This is a genomic window from Pseudoalteromonas prydzensis, from assembly GCF_001661495.1.
Taxonomy (GTDB): domain Bacteria; phylum Pseudomonadota; class Gammaproteobacteria; order Enterobacterales; family Alteromonadaceae; genus Pseudoalteromonas; species Pseudoalteromonas prydzensis.
Window position 1 is genome coordinate 134,545 of sequence record NZ_BDDT01000007.1, and the last position, 17,793, is coordinate 152,337.

At 42.5% G+C, this 17,793-nt stretch carries 14 protein-coding genes; 8 read left to right on the forward strand and 6 right to left on the reverse strand.

Going from position 1 to position 17,793, the window contains the following annotated elements:
* Window position 1 precedes the first annotated feature (1 nt).
* Together A7968_RS14315 and A7968_RS14320 are read left to right on the forward strand one after the other, a co-directional pair.
* Window positions 2-2,521, forward strand: coding sequence for a glycoside hydrolase family 3 protein (locus A7968_RS14315; protein ID WP_064667254.1), 2,520 nt, complete (start codon window positions 2-4; stop codon window positions 2,519-2,521).
* Window positions 2,512-3,549 (forward strand): glycoside hydrolase family 16 protein, encoded by a 1,038-nt coding sequence (locus A7968_RS14320; protein WP_064667255.1) that lies wholly within the window; start codon window positions 2,512-2,514, stop codon window positions 3,547-3,549. The genes A7968_RS14315 and A7968_RS14320 overlap by 10 nt, the downstream gene beginning before the upstream one ends.
* A gap of 79 nt (window positions 3,550-3,628) precedes the next feature.
* Here A7968_RS14320 and A7968_RS14325 read toward each other — a convergent pair whose 3' ends face one another.
* The 4 genes from A7968_RS14325 to A7968_RS14340 all read right to left on the reverse strand — a co-directional run bounded on the left by A7968_RS14325 (window position 3,629) and on the right by A7968_RS14340 (window position 10,035).
* Window positions 3,629-4,654, reverse strand: a complete 1,026-nt coding sequence (locus tag A7968_RS14325) for a cupin-like domain-containing protein (protein WP_064667308.1) — start codon at window positions 4,652-4,654, stop codon at window positions 3,629-3,631.
* A complete protein-coding gene (locus A7968_RS14330; protein ID WP_064667256.1) occupies window positions 4,654-5,379 on the reverse strand; it encodes a SapC family protein in 726 nt (241 codons plus the stop codon). Before A7968_RS14330 ends, A7968_RS14325 begins: the two co-directional genes overlap by 1 nt.
* A 56-nt stretch (window positions 5,380-5,435) precedes the next feature.
* Window positions 5,436-6,989, reverse strand: coding sequence for a tryptophan halogenase family protein (locus A7968_RS14335; protein ID WP_064667257.1), 1,554 nt, complete (start codon window positions 6,987-6,989; stop codon window positions 5,436-5,438).
* 100 nt (window positions 6,990-7,089) lie between these two features.
* Window positions 7,090-10,035 carry a TonB-dependent receptor gene (locus A7968_RS14340; RefSeq protein WP_064667258.1) on the reverse strand — a complete coding sequence of 982 codons (2,946 nt, stop codon included), beginning with the start codon at window positions 10,033-10,035 and terminating at the stop codon, window positions 7,090-7,092.
* Window positions 10,036-10,376: 341 nt separating this feature from the next.
* Here A7968_RS14340 and A7968_RS14345 point away from each other — a divergent pair, with 341 nt between their 5' ends.
* Window positions 10,377-10,991, forward strand: a complete 615-nt coding sequence (locus A7968_RS14345; protein ID WP_064667259.1) for a fumarylacetoacetate hydrolase family protein — start codon at window positions 10,377-10,379, stop codon at window positions 10,989-10,991.
* Here A7968_RS14345 and A7968_RS14350 read toward each other — a convergent pair.
* Entirely contained in the window at window positions 10,930-11,877 is a 948-nt protein-coding gene (locus tag A7968_RS14350) for a hypothetical protein (RefSeq protein WP_064667260.1), read from the reverse strand. The genes A7968_RS14345 and A7968_RS14350 overlap by 62 nt on opposite strands.
* Before the next feature lie 71 nt (window positions 11,878-11,948).
* Window positions 11,949-12,926, reverse strand: a complete 978-nt coding sequence (locus A7968_RS14355; RefSeq protein WP_064667261.1) for an AraC family transcriptional regulator — start codon at window positions 12,924-12,926, stop codon at window positions 11,949-11,951.
* 153 nt (window positions 12,927-13,079) lie between these two features.
* On the opposite strand from A7968_RS14355, the gene A7968_RS14360 reads away from it, so the two are divergent.
* The 5 genes from A7968_RS14360 to A7968_RS14380 are packed head-to-tail and all read left to right on the forward strand — an operon-like array spanning window position 13,080 to window position 17,757.
* On the forward strand, window positions 13,080-14,372 hold the full coding sequence (locus tag A7968_RS14360) for a flavin-containing monooxygenase (RefSeq protein WP_064667262.1): 1,293 nt from the start codon (window positions 13,080-13,082) through the stop codon (window positions 14,370-14,372).
* Window positions 14,373-15,296 (forward strand): bile acid:sodium symporter family protein, encoded by a 924-nt coding sequence (locus A7968_RS14365; protein ID WP_227008853.1) that lies wholly within the window; start codon window positions 14,373-14,375, stop codon window positions 15,294-15,296. It begins immediately after the preceding gene.
* Window positions 15,286-16,227 (forward strand): SDR family oxidoreductase, encoded by a 942-nt coding sequence (locus A7968_RS14370; RefSeq protein ID WP_064667264.1) that lies wholly within the window; start codon window positions 15,286-15,288, stop codon window positions 16,225-16,227. The genes A7968_RS14365 and A7968_RS14370 overlap by 11 nt, the downstream gene beginning before the upstream one ends.
* Complete coding sequence (locus A7968_RS14375) at window positions 16,220-17,029, forward strand: SDR family NAD(P)-dependent oxidoreductase (RefSeq protein WP_064667265.1); 810 nt, start codon at window positions 16,220-16,222, stop codon at window positions 17,027-17,029. Before A7968_RS14370 ends, A7968_RS14375 begins: the two co-directional genes overlap by 8 nt.
* Window positions 17,029-17,757, forward strand: a complete 729-nt coding sequence (locus A7968_RS14380; protein WP_064667266.1) for a sulfite exporter TauE/SafE family protein — start codon at window positions 17,029-17,031, stop codon at window positions 17,755-17,757. The genes A7968_RS14375 and A7968_RS14380 overlap by 1 nt, the downstream gene beginning before the upstream one ends.
* Window positions 17,758-17,793: the final 36 nt, after the last annotated feature.

Genomic DNA, 17,793 nt, shown 5'->3' on the forward strand with positions numbered 1-17,793 from the left:
CATGACATTAAAAAAACCATTCACTCTTACTGCGCTAATGATGGCGGCCATAGCGATGAACGGCTGCTCAGGGCCTGAAAAAATGCAAACGAGTAAAGTAGTCGATAACGAAATTTGGCCAAAAATTACCACAGGCATTAAAGATGATGCCGACATGGAAGCGGCAATTGCGAAACTGTTAAATAGCATGACCTTGGAGCAAAAAATTGCGCAAATGATCCAACCTGAAATTCGCGATATAACAGTCGAAGATATGCGCAAATATGGCTTTGGTTCTTATTTAAATGGTGGCGGGGCGTTTCCTAATAACAATAAACACGCAACCGCGGCTGATTGGATAGAGCTTGCTGAGAAAATGTATCAAGCATCAGTGGATGATTCCCTTGATGGCATTAATATTCCTACAATGTGGGGAACCGATGCAGTACATGGCCATAACAATGTGATTGGCGCAACCTTGTTCCCACATAACATAGGTTTAGGTGCTACTAATAATCCTGCATTAATTGAAAAAATAGCCGCAGCCACTGCGCAAGAAGTAATGGTAACAGGCATTGATTGGGTATTTGCACCAACTGTAGCCGTCGTGCGTGACGATCGTTGGGGTCGTACTTACGAAGGGTATTCAGAAGATCCTGAAATTGTACGTGATTATTCAGCGGCAATCGTAAAAGGTTTGCAAGGTGCGGTTGATAAAGATTTCTTATCTGATGAGCGTGTAATTAGTACCGTGAAGCACTTTTTAGGCGATGGTGGAACGCAAGGCGGTGATGACCAAGGTGATAACATTGCATCAGAGCAAGAACTGTTCGACATTCATGCACAAGGCTATGTTGGCGGTTTAGGTGCGGGCGCACAAACAGTGATGGCGTCATTTAATAGTTGGCATGGTGAAAAAATTCATGGCAGCAAATACTTATTGACCGATGTGCTCAAAGGAAAAATGGGTTTTGATGGTTTTGTTGTAGGTGACTGGAACGGTCACGGGCAAATTGACGGTTGTACAAACGGTAACTGTGCACAAGCAGCGAATGCTGGTTTGGATGTGTACATGGTGCCAACCGATGCCTGGAAACCGCTTTATGAAAATTTAATTGCTCAAGTAAAAAGTGGCGATATTGCGCAAAGCCGAATTGACGATGCCGTGACTCGTATTTTACGCGTGAAAATGCGCGCAGGTTTATTTGATAAACCAAGCCCAGCGCAGCGTCCGTTATCAGGTAAAACAGAAGTAATCGGTAGCGCAGAGCACCGCGCTGTGGCAAAGCAAGCGGTACGTGAGTCATTAGTTTTACTTAAAAATAAACAACAGCTATTACCACTTTCACCTAAAGCAAATGTGCTTGTGGCAGGTTTAGGTGCTGATAATATTGGTATGCAATCAGGTGGCTGGAGTATTACATGGCAAGGGACTGGTAACGAAAATAGCGATTTCCCAGGTGGTACCTCGATTTTGGATGGTATTGAACACACCGTTAAGCAAGCAGGCGGGCAAGTTCAGTATGACTTAAATGGTGAGTTCAATACTCGTCCAGATGTTGCAATCGTGGTGTTTGGTGAGCAACCTTATGCAGAAGGCAACGGCGACTTAGACAACCTTGAATATCAACGTGGTAATAAAACAGATTTAGCCTTGTTGCGTAAGTTTAAAAAAGCAGGTATTCCAGTCGTATCGCTATTTATTAGTGGTCGCCCGATGTGGGTAAATGCAGAATTAAATGCCAGTGATGCCTTTGTTGCTACTTGGCTGCCAGGTAGTGAAGGGGATGCCTTGAGCGATGTGTTATTTGCCAATGCTGATGGTTCTATAAATCATGATTTCAAAGGTAAGCTATCATTCTCGTGGCCGAATAACCCAATCGACAATGCCAATCGAGGAGACGCTGATTACTCGCCGTTGTTGCCGTATGGTTTTGGTTTAACCTATACAGATAAAAACACCTTAAGTGATGACCTTCCAGAGCAAAGCCAAGGAACACAGCAGCTTGAGGACTTAGTGTTATTTGAACGTGCGGTAAAAGCGCCGTGGAGCCTACAGTTGCAAAGTGGTGAGCAACAAAAAACCATGGCAAGCAGCCGAGAGTCTGTTGGTGCAATCAGCGTTAAAACCTTTGATAAAGACGTGCAAGAAGATGCGCGTGCTATCACTTTTACCGGTGAAGAGCTTGCAGCAGTACGATTAATGGCGCCGTTCCCATCTGACTTACGTTCGTTTGTTGAAAAACAAGGGCAGCTACAGATGCAGATCAAAGTCGACAAAGCAGGCACCAGCCCATTGTGGTTAGGTATGCAGTGTGGTGATGATTGCCAAGGTAAATTAGATATTACCGAACAACTAAATAATGATTCACAGTGGCAAACACTGAATATTGATTTAGCGTGTTTTGCTGAGCAAAATGTAAACCTAGGTCAAGTGTTCTCACCATGGCAATTAAGCACTCAAGGTGATTGGCAGCTATCAATTGCTAAATTAGCAGTAAGCACTGAACATGCACAGGAGTCAGCTATTTTATGTCAATAAAAACTCCTGCAATTATCTTGTTGGCAGGCGCACTTAGCGCCTGCCAACAGGTAGAACAAACAGAACCTGTCACTGCCAGTTTGGGTGAAGGCTGGCAACTCGTTTGGCAAGATGAATTTAATGGCTCACAAATTGACTCACAAAAGTGGCAGCATGAAGTCAATTGTCGTGGTGGCGGAAATGACGAGAAGCAGTGTTATACCGCCCGAGCAGAAAACAGTTTTGTTGAGCAAGGGTTGTTACATCTCGTTGCCATTAAAGAGCAGTACACGGGTCCTAAATTTAATCGTGATGAGGTTAATAGCGATGCAGAGCGCTCACTCACCCAAACCCAACCGTTTACCTCTGCACGATTACGCAGCAAGGGCTTAGGGGATTGGCGATATGGTCGCTTTGAAATTCGTGCTAAGTTGCCTGCGGGGCAAGGTGCATGGCCGGCGATTTGGATGCTACCTACTGATTGGGAGTATGGCCGTTGGGCTTCTTCTGGCGAAATTGATATTATGGAAGCGGTTAATCTTAAAGTGCCAACAGATGATAAAACGGCGCCCGTAGGCACTTTAGAGAGTCGTGTGCATGGTACTTTGCATTATGGCGGTCCAGCCCCTAAAAATGTATACAGTGGCACAGCCTATACTTTTGCTGGCGATCAAAATCCTGCCGATACCTTTCATGTTTATGCCCTTGAGTGGCAGCAAGATGAAATGCGCTGGTATGTAGATGATATTCATTTTGCCACCTTTAAAAGTGAGCAGTGGTATTCTGCCAGTGAACAAGCTGACGGCACATTAATTGAAAACCCAGGATTTGCACCTTTTGATAAGCGTTTTCATATGCTGTTAAACTTTGCCGTCGGCGGTAATTGGCCTGCCAACGTGAATGAAAAAGGCGTGGATGAAAGTGGCTTTCCAAAACAGATGCTGGTGGATTATGTGCGAGTATTTGAGTGTAGTGTTAACCCACAAACGGGCAAAGGCTGCGCAACTTATCAAGATTCTGCTAAGCAGATAATCGGTAAACGACTTTAAGTTATTTGGGTCTTTAGCCTGGCGTTACATCGCCGAACTCGTTGTAATCGCAGGCTTAAGACTCATCTCAGTTCTAGTATTAACGATTTAATTTTTGTAGTAATAACTGGCGAATTTTTCGTGCAGTCAGTTCATCCACTTCCCCAAGAATGCCTTTTACATCATCAGGTGTGTGTTCACCAAGCTTAACATCATCATTAAATACATAATGATTAAAGAAGGTCTGCCAGTGAGCTTTATGGCTAGCGGGCAAATCTTTAATCGCCAGCATGCTATGCAGTAGCGCATCAAATGGATTGGCTAAGTGGTCAGCTGCTTGGCGCCACCAATAGTTAACCAGCACGTTAAATACCCCTGGTGCGCTCACCTGATGCCACCAAAGTGCAGGAATGAATATGCCATCCCCTGGTGATAACTTTGCGCTCAGCGCGCTGTGTAGCGCCTGTTCAAAGCGGGGAAAACGGTCCAAGTCAGGGGCGGTAAAGTCCACTAAGCTGACGGCTTGTCCTGCTGGGGTAAATTCCAGCGGGCCAATATATAAGTTATCTACTTGCTCTGGCGGGAATAATATGAATTCACGGCTGCCGGCTGCCACACAGGCAAGGTTGTCGGCATTATCATAATGGGCGGCAATTTGGCTGTGATTACCTACCCATAAGCTCTTTAAACAGTGATGCGACGTGACCACTAACGGGTTACTAACATTAAACTGCGGCGCACAATAATCACACGCCGTTGAGCCCATATAATAAGAGTCTGGTTCGGCTATCGTCTTCGCTTGTTCTAATTGGCCAAGTAATGCAACTAAATTGCTGGCATATTGGCTAAAGTTAAAGCCGCTCATATCAGCATTATAAAAGTATCGACCTTGCTCTTTAGCAGGGGCTGAAAATGCCCGCACCGGTGAGTCGCTCGCAAGGCTTTTTAAATAACTCAGCGCCTGTTGATCGCTTTGTTTGGCTTGCTCAACCATAGGCCAGTGCGTGCATACGTCTTTGATCACAATAGGGATTGTTTGCTCGGCTAAAAAGCTCGGCAAGTCGTCGATGTCATCAATATGGTATTGCCTGACTTGCTGCTTTATTTGTTGAGCTGCGCTTGGCATTACTGCTGCGCCCATTTTTTATTAAGTAAGGTAGGGATCTGCTCAAGCGATGCAATTGCCATATAAATAGCCTGCAAATAACCACTGTGCTGTAAGGTTTGCAGTTGCTCGCTAGTAAGGGTATTTAAGCTTTGTTGATTGATAGTATAAAAACCGCCGACAGTGACTTTATCAGCATTTTTTTGCTGGTATTCAATTGCAAATGCTTCGAGTAAATCAAGCTCAAGGAGTTGTGAAAAAAAAGCCGGAAGGGCTTGGTTTTCAAGATGTAGGGTATTCAATACTTGAGCAATATGGCTTAAGTAGTCGCTATTGCCGCCGTGTTCTAAAAACACAGCTTCCCCTTCTGTTGTATTAATACGTGGGCTGTCTAAATCTACATGCACCACTAATGATTGCTCAGGTATGCCTTGGTTGTACTGCGTTTGCTGGCCGATTAAAAAAGGTTGGCGTTGCATACTCAGTGGTAAATAATTCAGTGCTAAATTGCCTTGTGTATCGAGTAGTAGGTTTTCGCCATTTTCAAAGCCAAATAAGGCTAATGCTTCAAACTGCCCTGACTGTGGGTGCTTACGAAATACAATGGGTTGATTAGCTTGTACTTTAGTGAATTCACTCGGGTAAATAGCTGTGCAGCTGATGTTATCGCCCCATTTTGCGCCACGTTCGGTGATCACTTTTAATTCTTTATGACTAATATTATCAAGTAAAACATGGTTGGCCATGTGGCCTCCTGATTTTAAATAAAGTTAATTCAATTGGTTAACTTAAACCTGTTAAGTTAAATAGGCTGTAAACCAAACTTTTGAATATGTTCCAGTAACTGGCGGTTAGTGGGTAAGTTGGCTAACCCTTGCTTTGCAGCTTGCTGATTATTGGTAAAATGCTCAATGATACTCGCGGGCATGTTCATTTTAGGAAATGCCGGTAAGTGCTTCATACCGTATAAAATAAACTGATAACTCGCCGCTGAAAACACTTCTTGGGCACGGTCAAAATCATTGAGCCAAGGACTTTGATATTGCCATAGCGCAAGGTTATCAAGCAGGGTTTGCGGTATTGTGCTGGTATCTCTATGTGCTTGCCAATAGTCGCTACTACGCTTTGATAACACATAGTGCAGTTTTAAAAACTCAATGATACGCTGCCAACGATAGTGGCATTGTTGATCAAAGCGTTTACTGAGCTGAGGCATGGCATTGCGGTGAGTTGGAAAGTTTGCCAGTAGCGTGTTTAAGCCCAGTTCCACCATCACCAAAGCTGAGGCTTCCAGTGGTTCGATAAAGCCTGCTGACATACCAATTGCGATACAGTTTTTATGCCAAAACTGTGTTCGATAGCCTGGTTGAAAGCTCAATTCGCGGATGGTTAACTGGCTTACATCAAGCTCACTTTGTGTGGTTTTTAAATAACTCAGTAGCTTATCTTTTGCGCCTTGATTAGTTTCATATTCACTCGAGTAAACCATACCAACACCACGGCGAGTTTGTAAGCCGATATCCCAAATCCAGCCGCTATCTTGGGCTGTTGCTTTAGTGTATGAAAGGATCTCTTGTTTACTGTTCGCATAGGGGACTTGCACAGCTACTGCGCGGTTATTAAACAGAATATGTTGTTGTGATTCGAGTGGTACCTGATAGTGCTTATCAATTAAGCGACCATGGTGGCCTGAGCAATCAATAAATAAGTCGCCAGTGATCAGGCCGTGATCACGGGTTTTTACCCCATTTATATAACCCTCTTCATCGTTGATAACTTCATCAACATGACTGAGTAAATGATTGACATTGAGCTTATCAACGCAGTGACGCATTAATAGTTGCGCAAACTTTCCTGCATCTAAATGATAGCCGTAGTTTGCCTGTGCTTGGTAGTCGCTGTGTAAATGTGTTTTTGGCGCTTTGTGGTGATCGCAAAAATAGCTTTGGCTTGCAACGGCATGGCTAAAGCTAACTGCTTGCTGTTGGGCAAACCAATAAGGTGCTATATTTAGGCTTTGATAGGCAACAGGTAAACTAAAGGGGTGATAGTAGTAGTCGTTACTGTCGTCATTGCTTTTATCATCGCACCAGCCATCAAAACGAGAACCTTGTTTAAACGATGCATCACATTCACGAATGAATTGTGTTTCACTTATACCAATGGTTTTTAAGGTTTTACGCATGGTTGGCCATGTGCCTTCACCCACACCTAAAGTGGCCACTTCGGGCGATTCAATAAGGGTAACTTTAGCGTTGTGAGTCAGGTGTCCTTGAGCAGCAATAAGCCCTGCGCTGAGCCAGCCTGCGCTGCCGCCGCCAATTATAATGATATGATTTATCGCGGATGTCGCCATTAATAATTACCAAATTAAGTCATATACCCTTGTAATAGGGAGGGTATAAATATCGTAGCAAAAAAAAGCCGCTTTGCAGCGGCTTTTTGACAACAAAATGTTAGAAAGCGTAGCGGAAACCGATGTTGTAACGGGCACCGTACTGATTAGCACGTAATAACTGTTCAGAATAACGAACATAAGTACGTTGCGTTTCGTCTGTTAAGTTTAAGCCTTCAACAAACACAGTTAGCTGCTCGTTTACTGCGTAGTTCACGTTAATATCCCACTGACCATAAGATTCAGTAAAGATAGGCGATGAATGTTGATCAAAGCCATTTAAGAACTCATCACGCCAGTTATACGATAGGCGCGCTGATAAACCGTTTAAATCATAAATTGCTGAGAAATTAGCTGAGTCACTTAACCCTGGTAGTGCAAATTGGTAACCAATTGCATCACGGTCTGCTTCTACATCACCAAATACGAAAGTAGCGTTTGCTACGACACCAAATCCAGTGTCACCAAACATGTGCTGTGCAGCAAGCTCCCAGCCCCATAAATTACCTGTCTCAACATTGTTATCACGAGACACGTCAAAGATAGCGAGTGGATCAGTAGCTGTGCCTGTGATGCCGGTACCTTGTTCCGTACCTTGGTTTTCATTGATCTTGTCGTGAATCGCTTGATCTGAAGGTGTAACCCCTTCGGCTGCTAAGTCTTCACGTGCTTGATTGGCGCGATCACCGACAAATGGGTCGCGAATATCGCCCATGGTTTCTTGTGTAGTAAGATTAACAATAAAGTTTTCCACTTGCTTACGGTAATAACCCGCTGACACATAGCTGCCTTCGCCGTAGTAATATTCAAGTGATAAATCAATATTATCAGATACAAATGGTTTTAGGTTTGGGTTACCTACAGCTACTTTACGTTGACCCACCTTAGGGTTACCTAAAAATGAGGTGGTGGAACGTAGTGAACCTACTGGAGGGCGTGCCAATGTACGGCTATAAGAGAAACGCGCCATAACATCTTGCGCAACTTCTACATTAATATCTAAGTTTGGTAAGAATTCGCTGGTGCTACCCTCGCCAGCTGAGAAGGTTTGATCGCCAAAGTCATATGACCATTCGTTACCATTGACCCATATCATGCTAGTAGCTGGTCTCTCAAGGCTATCAGAGCTAACGTCAGTTTTTTCATAACGTAAGCCAACCGCCATGGTGACGTACATGTTGTTAAATTCGGTTTCAAAGTTTGCTTGCGTGTAGAATGATAGCGTTTTCTCGCTAACACGTTGGTCGTTGTCGATAGGGCCTGCTTGCACCTTGCCATTTAACTCGGCTGGCCAGCTACAGGCACCAATGCCGCCATCAGGGTGATCACAATCAATGCTTTCTGCGATTGCCACAATTTCATCAAAATCGGCATCGTAATAGTAGTTAAGTAGTTTGTCGTTACCACCGCCAGAGAAGCCATCTAAAAAGCCTGAGGTATCAACACGAGTAAACAAGCTGTCATCATACCAATCAGCCGAATTTAACCACCAACCTGCAGCTAGCTGCTCTGAATAAGCTTGTGTAGTTCGAAAATCAATCTTTGTGTGTGATACACCAAAGTTGATACTTGATAGGGCGCCACTGTTTTCGTTATACCAAGTGCTTTTAAGCTGGTATTGATCAATGTCATTGGTGTTTGAGTCTTTATTAACACCGGCAAACAAACTACCCATATCGCTTGGTAGTAATTCTGCTTGGCCATTAGTTAAGGTCATACCGATCAGCGGGATTTCGCCTTGGCTAAAATCAGCCATTTTTTCATCGATATTAACGGTTGGGTTTTCGCACCAATCACATGAGGTGTTACCGATGATCATAAACGCATCATGACCAAGACCTACACCGGCGCTTTCTGCTGATGAATTATGAGCGTCAAATTCAATGTTGAAGTTATCAGTCACTTGCCAATCAAGGTTTAAACCCAGTGATTTATTCTCGTTGGTTGTTGCACCACGGTTTAAGTTGGTAGAGTAGTCGCCACCAAATTCGCTTACTTGTGTGTACGTACCATTTTCATTGATGTTAGCTGAATTTACGTTACCACCGTTGTTAAACCATACACCAAAACTACGGCCATCTTTTTCAAACTCAAGTTTTGAATAGGTGTAATCAAGCGTAGCTGTTAGTTTTTCAGATGGAGCATATTGCAGCACTAATTGACCATTGGTACGTTTACGGGTGTTATCTGAAAATGCATAACCGGCATTTTGCGGATACCAGGTGGTGCCGTCTGCACGTTGGTTGTTATCAGTCACTGATAAACCCGGTGATGCTGAAATATCAACATTTGGGATCCAGTTATCAACCGCCATTGATTGTTCGCGGTTATCACGTTCTTGCACTGAGCCTGAAATTAAAATACCGAATTTGTCGTCATTAAATGTGTTGCTGTAAATACCTGAATACTCTGGAGTAATGTCTTTACCATTTACATTTGAGGTGTCGTGTACGGCCTTTGCACCTACCGAAGCATGTAAACCTGGGTTCGATAAAGGTTTTGCGGTACTGATATTAACCGTTGCACCAATACCACCACTTGGAATGTCTGCGCGGGCTGTTTTATAGACCTCAACACCGCTAACACTCTCGGTGGCAATGTTTGCAAAGTCGAAAGAACGGCCACCAGATGTTGGCATTTGGCGGCCATTCAATGTTACTAAGTTAAATTCAGGGCCAAAACCACGCACGGTGATTTTACTGCCTTCACCGTTACTACGGTCGATTGATACACCTGTGATCCGTTGCAGCGACTCAGCAAGGTTAGTATCTGGGAATTTACCAATATCTTCAGAAGTAATGGCATCCACAACGCCAGCGGATTGGCGTTTGATATCCATAGACTTCACTAAGCTGCCGCGAATACCGGAAACTTGAATAACTTCCATATCTGTTTTTGCAGCGGACTCTTCTTCGGCGGCAGCGGTATGAGGAATTAGCACGCTTAAGCCCATAGCCATGGATAGACTAATAGCAAGCTGCTTTTTCTTGAAATGTGTGTGGTTCATGCAAATCTCCAGATTTGGTTTTATTGTTATGTTTGTCGTCTAATGTAAGCGCTTACATTCAGTTAGAAAAAAAACCGCCGAACCCGATTTTATTTATGTAACCGCTTACATTAAGTTAGTAGAAAGTAAAACAATCGTCAATAGTTATTAGTTTATGTACCTGCGGCTAATCGGTATGTTTATGTTATTATAGGAAATATTTAATCATAATTATTTGCTAAGTTGTTGTTTGTCACCATTTTTAGTGTCAAATATAGGAATAAATGTATGATAATGCTTGTTAAAACTTTTAACTTATTACCATTATTAGCAACAACACATACGTAGGAGGAAGGTTTGCAATGAATACTGTTAAAGTTGCAGGGCAGTTGGTTACACCGAATAAAATTATTTGTATTGGCCGTAATTATGCGGCGCACATTGCTGAGTTGGGCAATGAAACCCCCAGTGAAATGTTGTTATTTACAAAACCAAACAGTGCTATCAGTGAACAGCTAAATAGTCAGCATAATCAAGACACTTTACACTTTGAGACTGAACTGTGTTTTATCGTTAAAAATAATCAGCTTAGTGCTGTGGGCTTAGGGTTAGATTTAACAAAAAGAGCAGTACAAACACAATTAAAAGCCAAAGGCTTACCTTGGGAGCGTGCTAAGGCGTTTGATGGCTCGGCATTATTTAGTGAGTTTGTGGCTATTACAGACGCGCAGCAGCCATTTAGTTTTCAGTTGACGATCGATGGCCGTATCCAGCAACAAGGGGATTGTGAGTTAATGATCCACAAGGCTGAAGATATTCTAGCTGAAATTAGTCAATTTATGAGCTTACAAGATGGCGATATTATTATGACTGGCACGCCTGCAGGGGTTGGTGAAGTCAAAAAAGGCAGTGAGTTTAATGCTCAGCTTTATCTGGATTCTCAACTACTGCTGGAGCAGAAGTGGCTTGCGGATTAACGTTTAATACTTGTTTTTGATACTGCATGATAAAGTCCGGAAACGTTGCTTCAAGCCATTGCCGTTGCGATGCTTGATACTGAGCTGATGGTAAAATGTTTTGCTGTAATACCTGGTTAATTTGGCGCAGGGCATTGTTAGCAAAATTATTTGGTGCGTGTGTAGAGCAGCCAATAGCCCCTAAAACTAAGTTGCTTTGATTGGCTATTGGCAACGCGACTACATTACTCAATTCGCTAAAGCGATTATAATAGTCGGCTAGAAATGGATAGTCGATAGTATAATCAATATAGCCATGATTCAGCCTTGCTATTACGGCACTACTTTCGTTTTCACTACTCCAGCTTAAAGAGGCATGATCGAAGCTTTTGGTGTTACGAGCTATTTCATTTATTTCAGCGGTAAATTTTCTTGCCGCGGTTTGTCCAAAAATAAAGTTGCTGTCAGTAAGTAAGTTAATGAGCTGTACAGGCGCACCATGCTGTGAGCTGATGGCTTTAGCATTTTCAGGTGTTGTAATAATATTGAATGGCGGATAAACCGTAGTCGGTATGGAATAAGTTGCTCGTTTTGTACTTTTTGGGCGGCGGATCATACACGGAAAGCAAGCCATTTTTCCTTCATCTAAATACTTGCCGATACGCTTTTGTGGTACTAATAAACGGGTGTGTTTTATATTGGGTAATTGTTCTATAAGTTGTTCAATTAAATAGTCGCATAACCCACCATTAGGTGCTTTGCTAGTTTTGTTTAAATGAAACGGCGCTGTATCACTTTGCAACCATGTGATCTCTTCAACATTGTTATTTGCTGTGGCGCTAGCACTGAGTAAAAGAAATGTGCAGATAAAGACCCATTTAACCAGCAGAGTGTTACTTTCATGCATATTGATACGCTATTAAAATGTACAACTATTTGATTACCATGCTACTAAAGTAACTAGTTATTTAATAGTGGTTATTTGATGTTTTCTTTATATTGTTTAAAGCCCATGCCAGTCCAGCGTTTAAACGCTTTAGCAAAGGCACTTTCATCAGCATAACCAAAGTAAGTTGCAAGATTTGCTTGATTAACATTGCCTTGTAAAATGAGCTTTTCAGCAAGGTTTTTGCGAATTTTATCCGATATATTTTTATAGCTTATGCCATGCTCTGCTAATTTACGGTTGAGGTGACGCTCACTCATTGCAAGTAAATTGCTGGTCTGTTGACGGGTGAGGGTAGGCTGTTTTGTTAATAAAACACTGACCTTATCGACAATAGATTGTGGTTGCAGTTGCTTAAGTTGCTGCTCAGCCAGTGACTGCATTTGTTGTTGAACAGCTTGGTTAACGCTACGCTGTTGTAATTGCCAGTCATCATGGTGGTAAATAAGATAATTGCTTGATTGTGAAAACCGTAATTCGGCATTCCCAAAAACAGCTTGATAGGTGTTTAAATTACCTTGCTGAGGATGACAAAATGACACTACCTTTGGTTTTATCGGCGCGCCCGAAATCCATTTTGCACCACTGGCTACGCACGCTAAAACAGCTTCAATGCGAATAGGGATGAGCTGATTAAAATAAGCATCAAAAGTGACTCGCCAACCTTGTTCAGAATGAGACTTTCTGAATTTTCCGCCTTCACCAATTAACGCCGAATAAGCGATAAGACTATCAACTGCGGCACCTAGAGTCGGGCAACTAAATAATAAAAAACCAAGCATATCGTAGCTATCGGGTTTTAAACCAAGACCAATTTTTAGTCCAAGTTCAGGGTCATTTAGTTGCGTTAATGCTTGCCAAAGTCCATCCTGCAGCGCCATAGGTAAGCGACTTTCACTACTAAACTGGTTTATTTGGGCAACGAGTTCAGGAGCAATACTTACGCCAAGGTTAGGTAAAACTTGTAAAATGGCTTTACTAAAGCCAGGAGTGACACTGTCGGTTTTCATAGTGTGTAATTTATTATTAATAACCCTCTTTTTATACCATAACAGCCAAGAGTTGTCTCGTTTTAACTAGTTTTTGTCCTATCCTCGCTATTACAAGTTATTTAAAAGTAGTTAATCTAAATGTTACAAAAATAATAATTAACAGGTATTGATATGCATCCATATGTAGTAATAGGGGCAGGCCCGATGGGGTTGTGTACTGTAAGGCGCTTGGCTGAGCTAGATATTCCTGTAATTGGACTGGAAGCACACAGTGATGTAGGCGGTTTGTGGGATATTAATAGTCCAACCAGTACTATGTATGAGTCAGCTCATTTAATTTCTTCTAAGCGCATGACTGAATTTGCTGATTTTCCAATGGCCGATGATATTGCAACTTATCCACGGCATGACCAGATGCGTGACTATTTTCGTAGTTACGTAAAGCATTTTAATCTTTATCAATATTATCAATTTGACAGTTGGGTTGATAGCTGTGAGCCAGAAGGTCAGCTCTGGCGCATTACCTATCATCAAAAAGGCAAGCGCCATGAATTGCTTGCCAGTGGTGTATTGCTGGCGAATGGCACTTTGCACCACCCTAATCATGGTAATTTCAAAGGTCGCTTTGATGGCATATACATACATTCAAGCGAATACCGTAGCGCCGATATTTTTGCAAATAAACGAGTGTTGATCATAGGGTGTGGTAATAGCGCTTGCGATATTGCTGTTGATGCAGTACACCGCGCTAAATCTGTCGATATGGTGGTGCGCCGTGGTTATTATTTCTTACCAAAGTTTGTTGCAGGTCGCCCTACCGATACACTTGGCGGTAAAATTCGTCTGCCAAATAAGTTAAAGCAAATTGTTGATGGTACCTTAGTAAGATTAATTTCGGGCAAGCCAAGTGCTTATGGTTTACCAGATCCAGATTATAAAATGTATGAATCACACCCCGTAGTTAATTCGTTATTTCTTCATCATATTGGCCATGGTGATATTAAAGTGCGGCCAACAATTGCAGAGCTAACTCCACAAGGTGCGCGCTTTAGTGATGATAATGAGGCTGAATATGACCTAATTTTGGCAGCAACGGGTTATAAATTACATTATCCGTTTTTAGATCAAGCTCATTTGAATTGGCAAGGCGATGCGCCACGTTTGTATCTCAATGTTTTTAACCCTAAGCACAATAACTTGTTTGTGATGGGGATGGTGGAAGCCACCGGGCTGGGTTGGCAAGGTCGAGACGATCAAGCCCAGTTGGTTGCTAAAGTGATCCGCACACAAATAGATGATCCAGCTAAAGCAACTAAGTTTGCAGATAAAGTAAAACGTAAAGCGCAGTTACGGATCAATGGTGGTATGAATTACTTAGAGTTAGAGCGGATGGCTTATTATGTTCACAAAGCCGACTATTTAGCTGCCATTAACAATGAAATGCGTGAACTGCAATTGGGGTAAATGATGTCACAAAATAGCCTGTTAGCGCTGAATTTAATTTTAGCAATGATGATGTTTGGTATTGCACTAAATTTAAAGCTTGCTGATTTCAAACGTGTTTTAAAACAACCTAAAGGTCCTTTAACAGGCTTAGTTGCGCAATTTATGTTACTGCCTTTGTTGACTTGGTCACTCACCTTAATTATTCCGATGCCAGCTGAGGTGGCGCTTGGACTGATTTTGGTAAGCAGTTGCCCTGGTGGTAGTTTTTCAAATATTGTCACCTACCTAGCAAAAGGTAATACGGCGATGTCGGTTAGCATGACTGGGGTGGCGAGTTTACTCGCAACCTTGATGACGCCATTTAATTTTATGCTCTATGCCAGTTTAAACCCTGATACTGCGCAACTATTAACTTCAATTAATGTACCTGCAAGCAGCATCTTTATGTTGGTGGGGTTAGTGTTGGCGCTGCCGTTAGCCCTTGGCTTGCTCTGTGGTAAATATTGGCCTGCCATGGCTGCGCGTTGCGATGGTTTGTTCAGAATTATCTCGTTAGTGACCTTGTTCTTATTTGTATTGATTGCGTTGTTTTCCAATTGGGCAGCGTTTGTTGCTGGTGCCAGTGTATTCCTGCTTGCGGTGGTATTACATAATGCAATGGCGCTGGGCGTTGGATTTACCAGTGCGAAATTAATGCAACTCAATGATGCGGATACTCGGGCAATTACTTTAGAAGTTGGACTGCAAAATTCAGGTCTTGGCTTAGGCATTATTTTTACGTTTTTTGACAGCTTAACGGGGATGGCAATTATTGCTGCTGCATGGGGATGTTGGCATTTAGTGTCAGGTATGGCGCTGTGTTTTTATTGGCAGCGTCAAGATCTGCGCCGACTAGTCAGCTGCTCTGACAATAAAAATAAAGAGGTCCAGTGTGGCTCATAAAATCTTAATAACAGGTAGCCAAGGTTATATCGGAAAACGTTTAGTTACTGCATTAAAAGCACACCATCAAGTGTTTGGGATTGATATTGTTGCCGCGCAACAAGCTGATGATAGTTATACACAAATGGATATTCGCAGTGCTAAATTGGCGGATTTAATGCGTGGGCATAAAATCACCCATGTTGTGCATTTAGCGAGTATTTTGCAACCATCTAAAAACCCACAACGAGACTTTGATATTGATGTCAATGGCACGAAAAATGTACTTAATGCCTGCGTTTTAGCCGGTGTTAAGCATATCACTGTCACAAGCTCCGGCGCAGCTTATGGTTATCATGCCGATAACCCCGCGTGGCTAACAGAGCAGCATGCTTTACGGGGGAACAAAGAGTTTGCTTATAGCCACCATAAGCGATTAATTGAAGAGTTATTAGCAAGCTACCGTAGCTTATATCCAAGTTTAGGGCAGTTGATTTTACGCCCTGGTACGGTGCTTGGCAAAACTACCGCAAATCAAATTACAGCGTTGTTTAAAAAGCCGCGCGTGTTAGCGATTCGAGGTTGCGCGTCTCCTTTTGTATTTATTTGGGATGAAGATGTATTAGCCATTATTTTGCAAGGTGTAGAGCACAACATAACAGGCTCCTATAACTTGGCGGGCGATGGCGCAATGACGTTACAAGAAATTGCTGCGGCCTTAAATAAACCATTACTTGAATTACCCGCTTGGCTGCTTAAAAGCGCATTATGGGTGGGTAAAATAACGGGCTTGAGTCAATATGGCCCAGAGCAACTTGACTTCTTACGGTATCGTCCAGTGCTATGTAATCAAGCACTAAAACAACAATTCAGTTATCAACCGCAAAAAACCAGCGAACAAGTTTTTCGCTATTACCTTAATCATAATCAGGAGTTATCAGTTGATGAATGATTCTAGTTTTAGATCTTCAGCAGCACCTATTGCACTTATTACAGGTGCGGCATCAGGGCTTGGATTAGATTTAGCGAAACAGCTGGCAGGGCGTTATCAGTTGATTTTAGTGGATATCGATTTGGAATATCTACAACAGCAGAGCTTAGAGCTAGTAAATGCTGCTTGTTATGGCTGTGATTTGGCTGATGGGAAAGGTGTAGATGAGCTATGTGAATTACTTAAGCTGCAATACCAGCGCATTGATTTATTAATAAATAATGCCGGAATTACCCATCGTTCATTAGCTAAGGTTACTCGTCCAGCTGTGATCGAAAAAATTATGGCGGTAGATTATTTTGCACCGGTGCGCTTAACCCATGGGTTGCTGCCGCTGTTAGAAGTTGCTGCTGGGAAAGTCGTTAATATAAGCTCGATGGCGGGTTGGATGCCTGTTATGGCAAGGGCAGGTTACTGCGCTGCAAAGTCGGCATTGCATCAATATTTTGAAACGTTTAGAGCCGAGATAAAACGTTCAGGGGTTTCGGTATTGATGGTGTATCCCAGCTTTTTAGATACTCCCATCGATAACAATGCACTTAATGGCGAAGGCGGAAAAACCAAGCATGCGCGTTCTATGGTTGGTAAAATGCGCAGTAGTCATTGGATGGCGCAACAAATATGTGCCGCAATTAGTGTTGATAAAGAGCGTTTGTTTCCAGATCGTTTTACGCATGTTTCGAGTTTACTGTATCGGTTAATGCCTCGTTTATTTATGCACTTAATGAGCCGTAAGTTTGCTAGTGAATTAGAGGTCAACTAATGGCGTTAATTGGATTAGGACTGGCAATTATTTTTGCTTTTGCCGTAGAAGCAATGACGGGGTTTGGCAGTATTGTCATTGCCTTAACCATCGCAGCTTTGTTTATGGATGTGCAGCAAGCAATGATTTTATTGGTGCCATTAAATTTATTAATGACCTCAGTAATGGTTTATAAGCTGCGCTCTCACATCCAAGTGGGTTTATTGGCTAAGCAAATATTACCACCAATGTTTATCGGTACTTTAATCGGGCTTGCTCTCACCCCTTTACTGCCAGCATTACTGACTAAATTTTTGTTCGCTCTTTTAATCGTCTGGTTTGCAGCGCGTGCGGTGCTCAATAGTAGCAGCCCAGTGATGGCGAAACATGCACAAACAGGGGTGATCAGTGTAGCGGGGATCACTCACGGGTTGTTTGCTTCAGGTGGGCCGTTACTTGTTTATTCGCTAGCTCGCAGTGGCTTAGACAAAAGTCAGTTCCGCGCGACGCTACTGACAATTTGGTTGATTTTAAATAGCTTACTGAGTGTTTGGTTTTTATATTCAGGGCAATTCAATAATCAATGGCATGACTTACTGCTACTTGCACCTTGCGTGTTAGTTGGCGCTGTGGTTGGTAACTATTTTCATCACAAAATAAACCCAGCACTGTTCTTACGATTAGTTTTTATCACCTTGTTAATTCTGGGCTTATTACTGTGCTTAACGGTATTGTGGCAGTGGTTTTAACATAGCTATTATCGCTGACTTGTCAGCGCATTTACT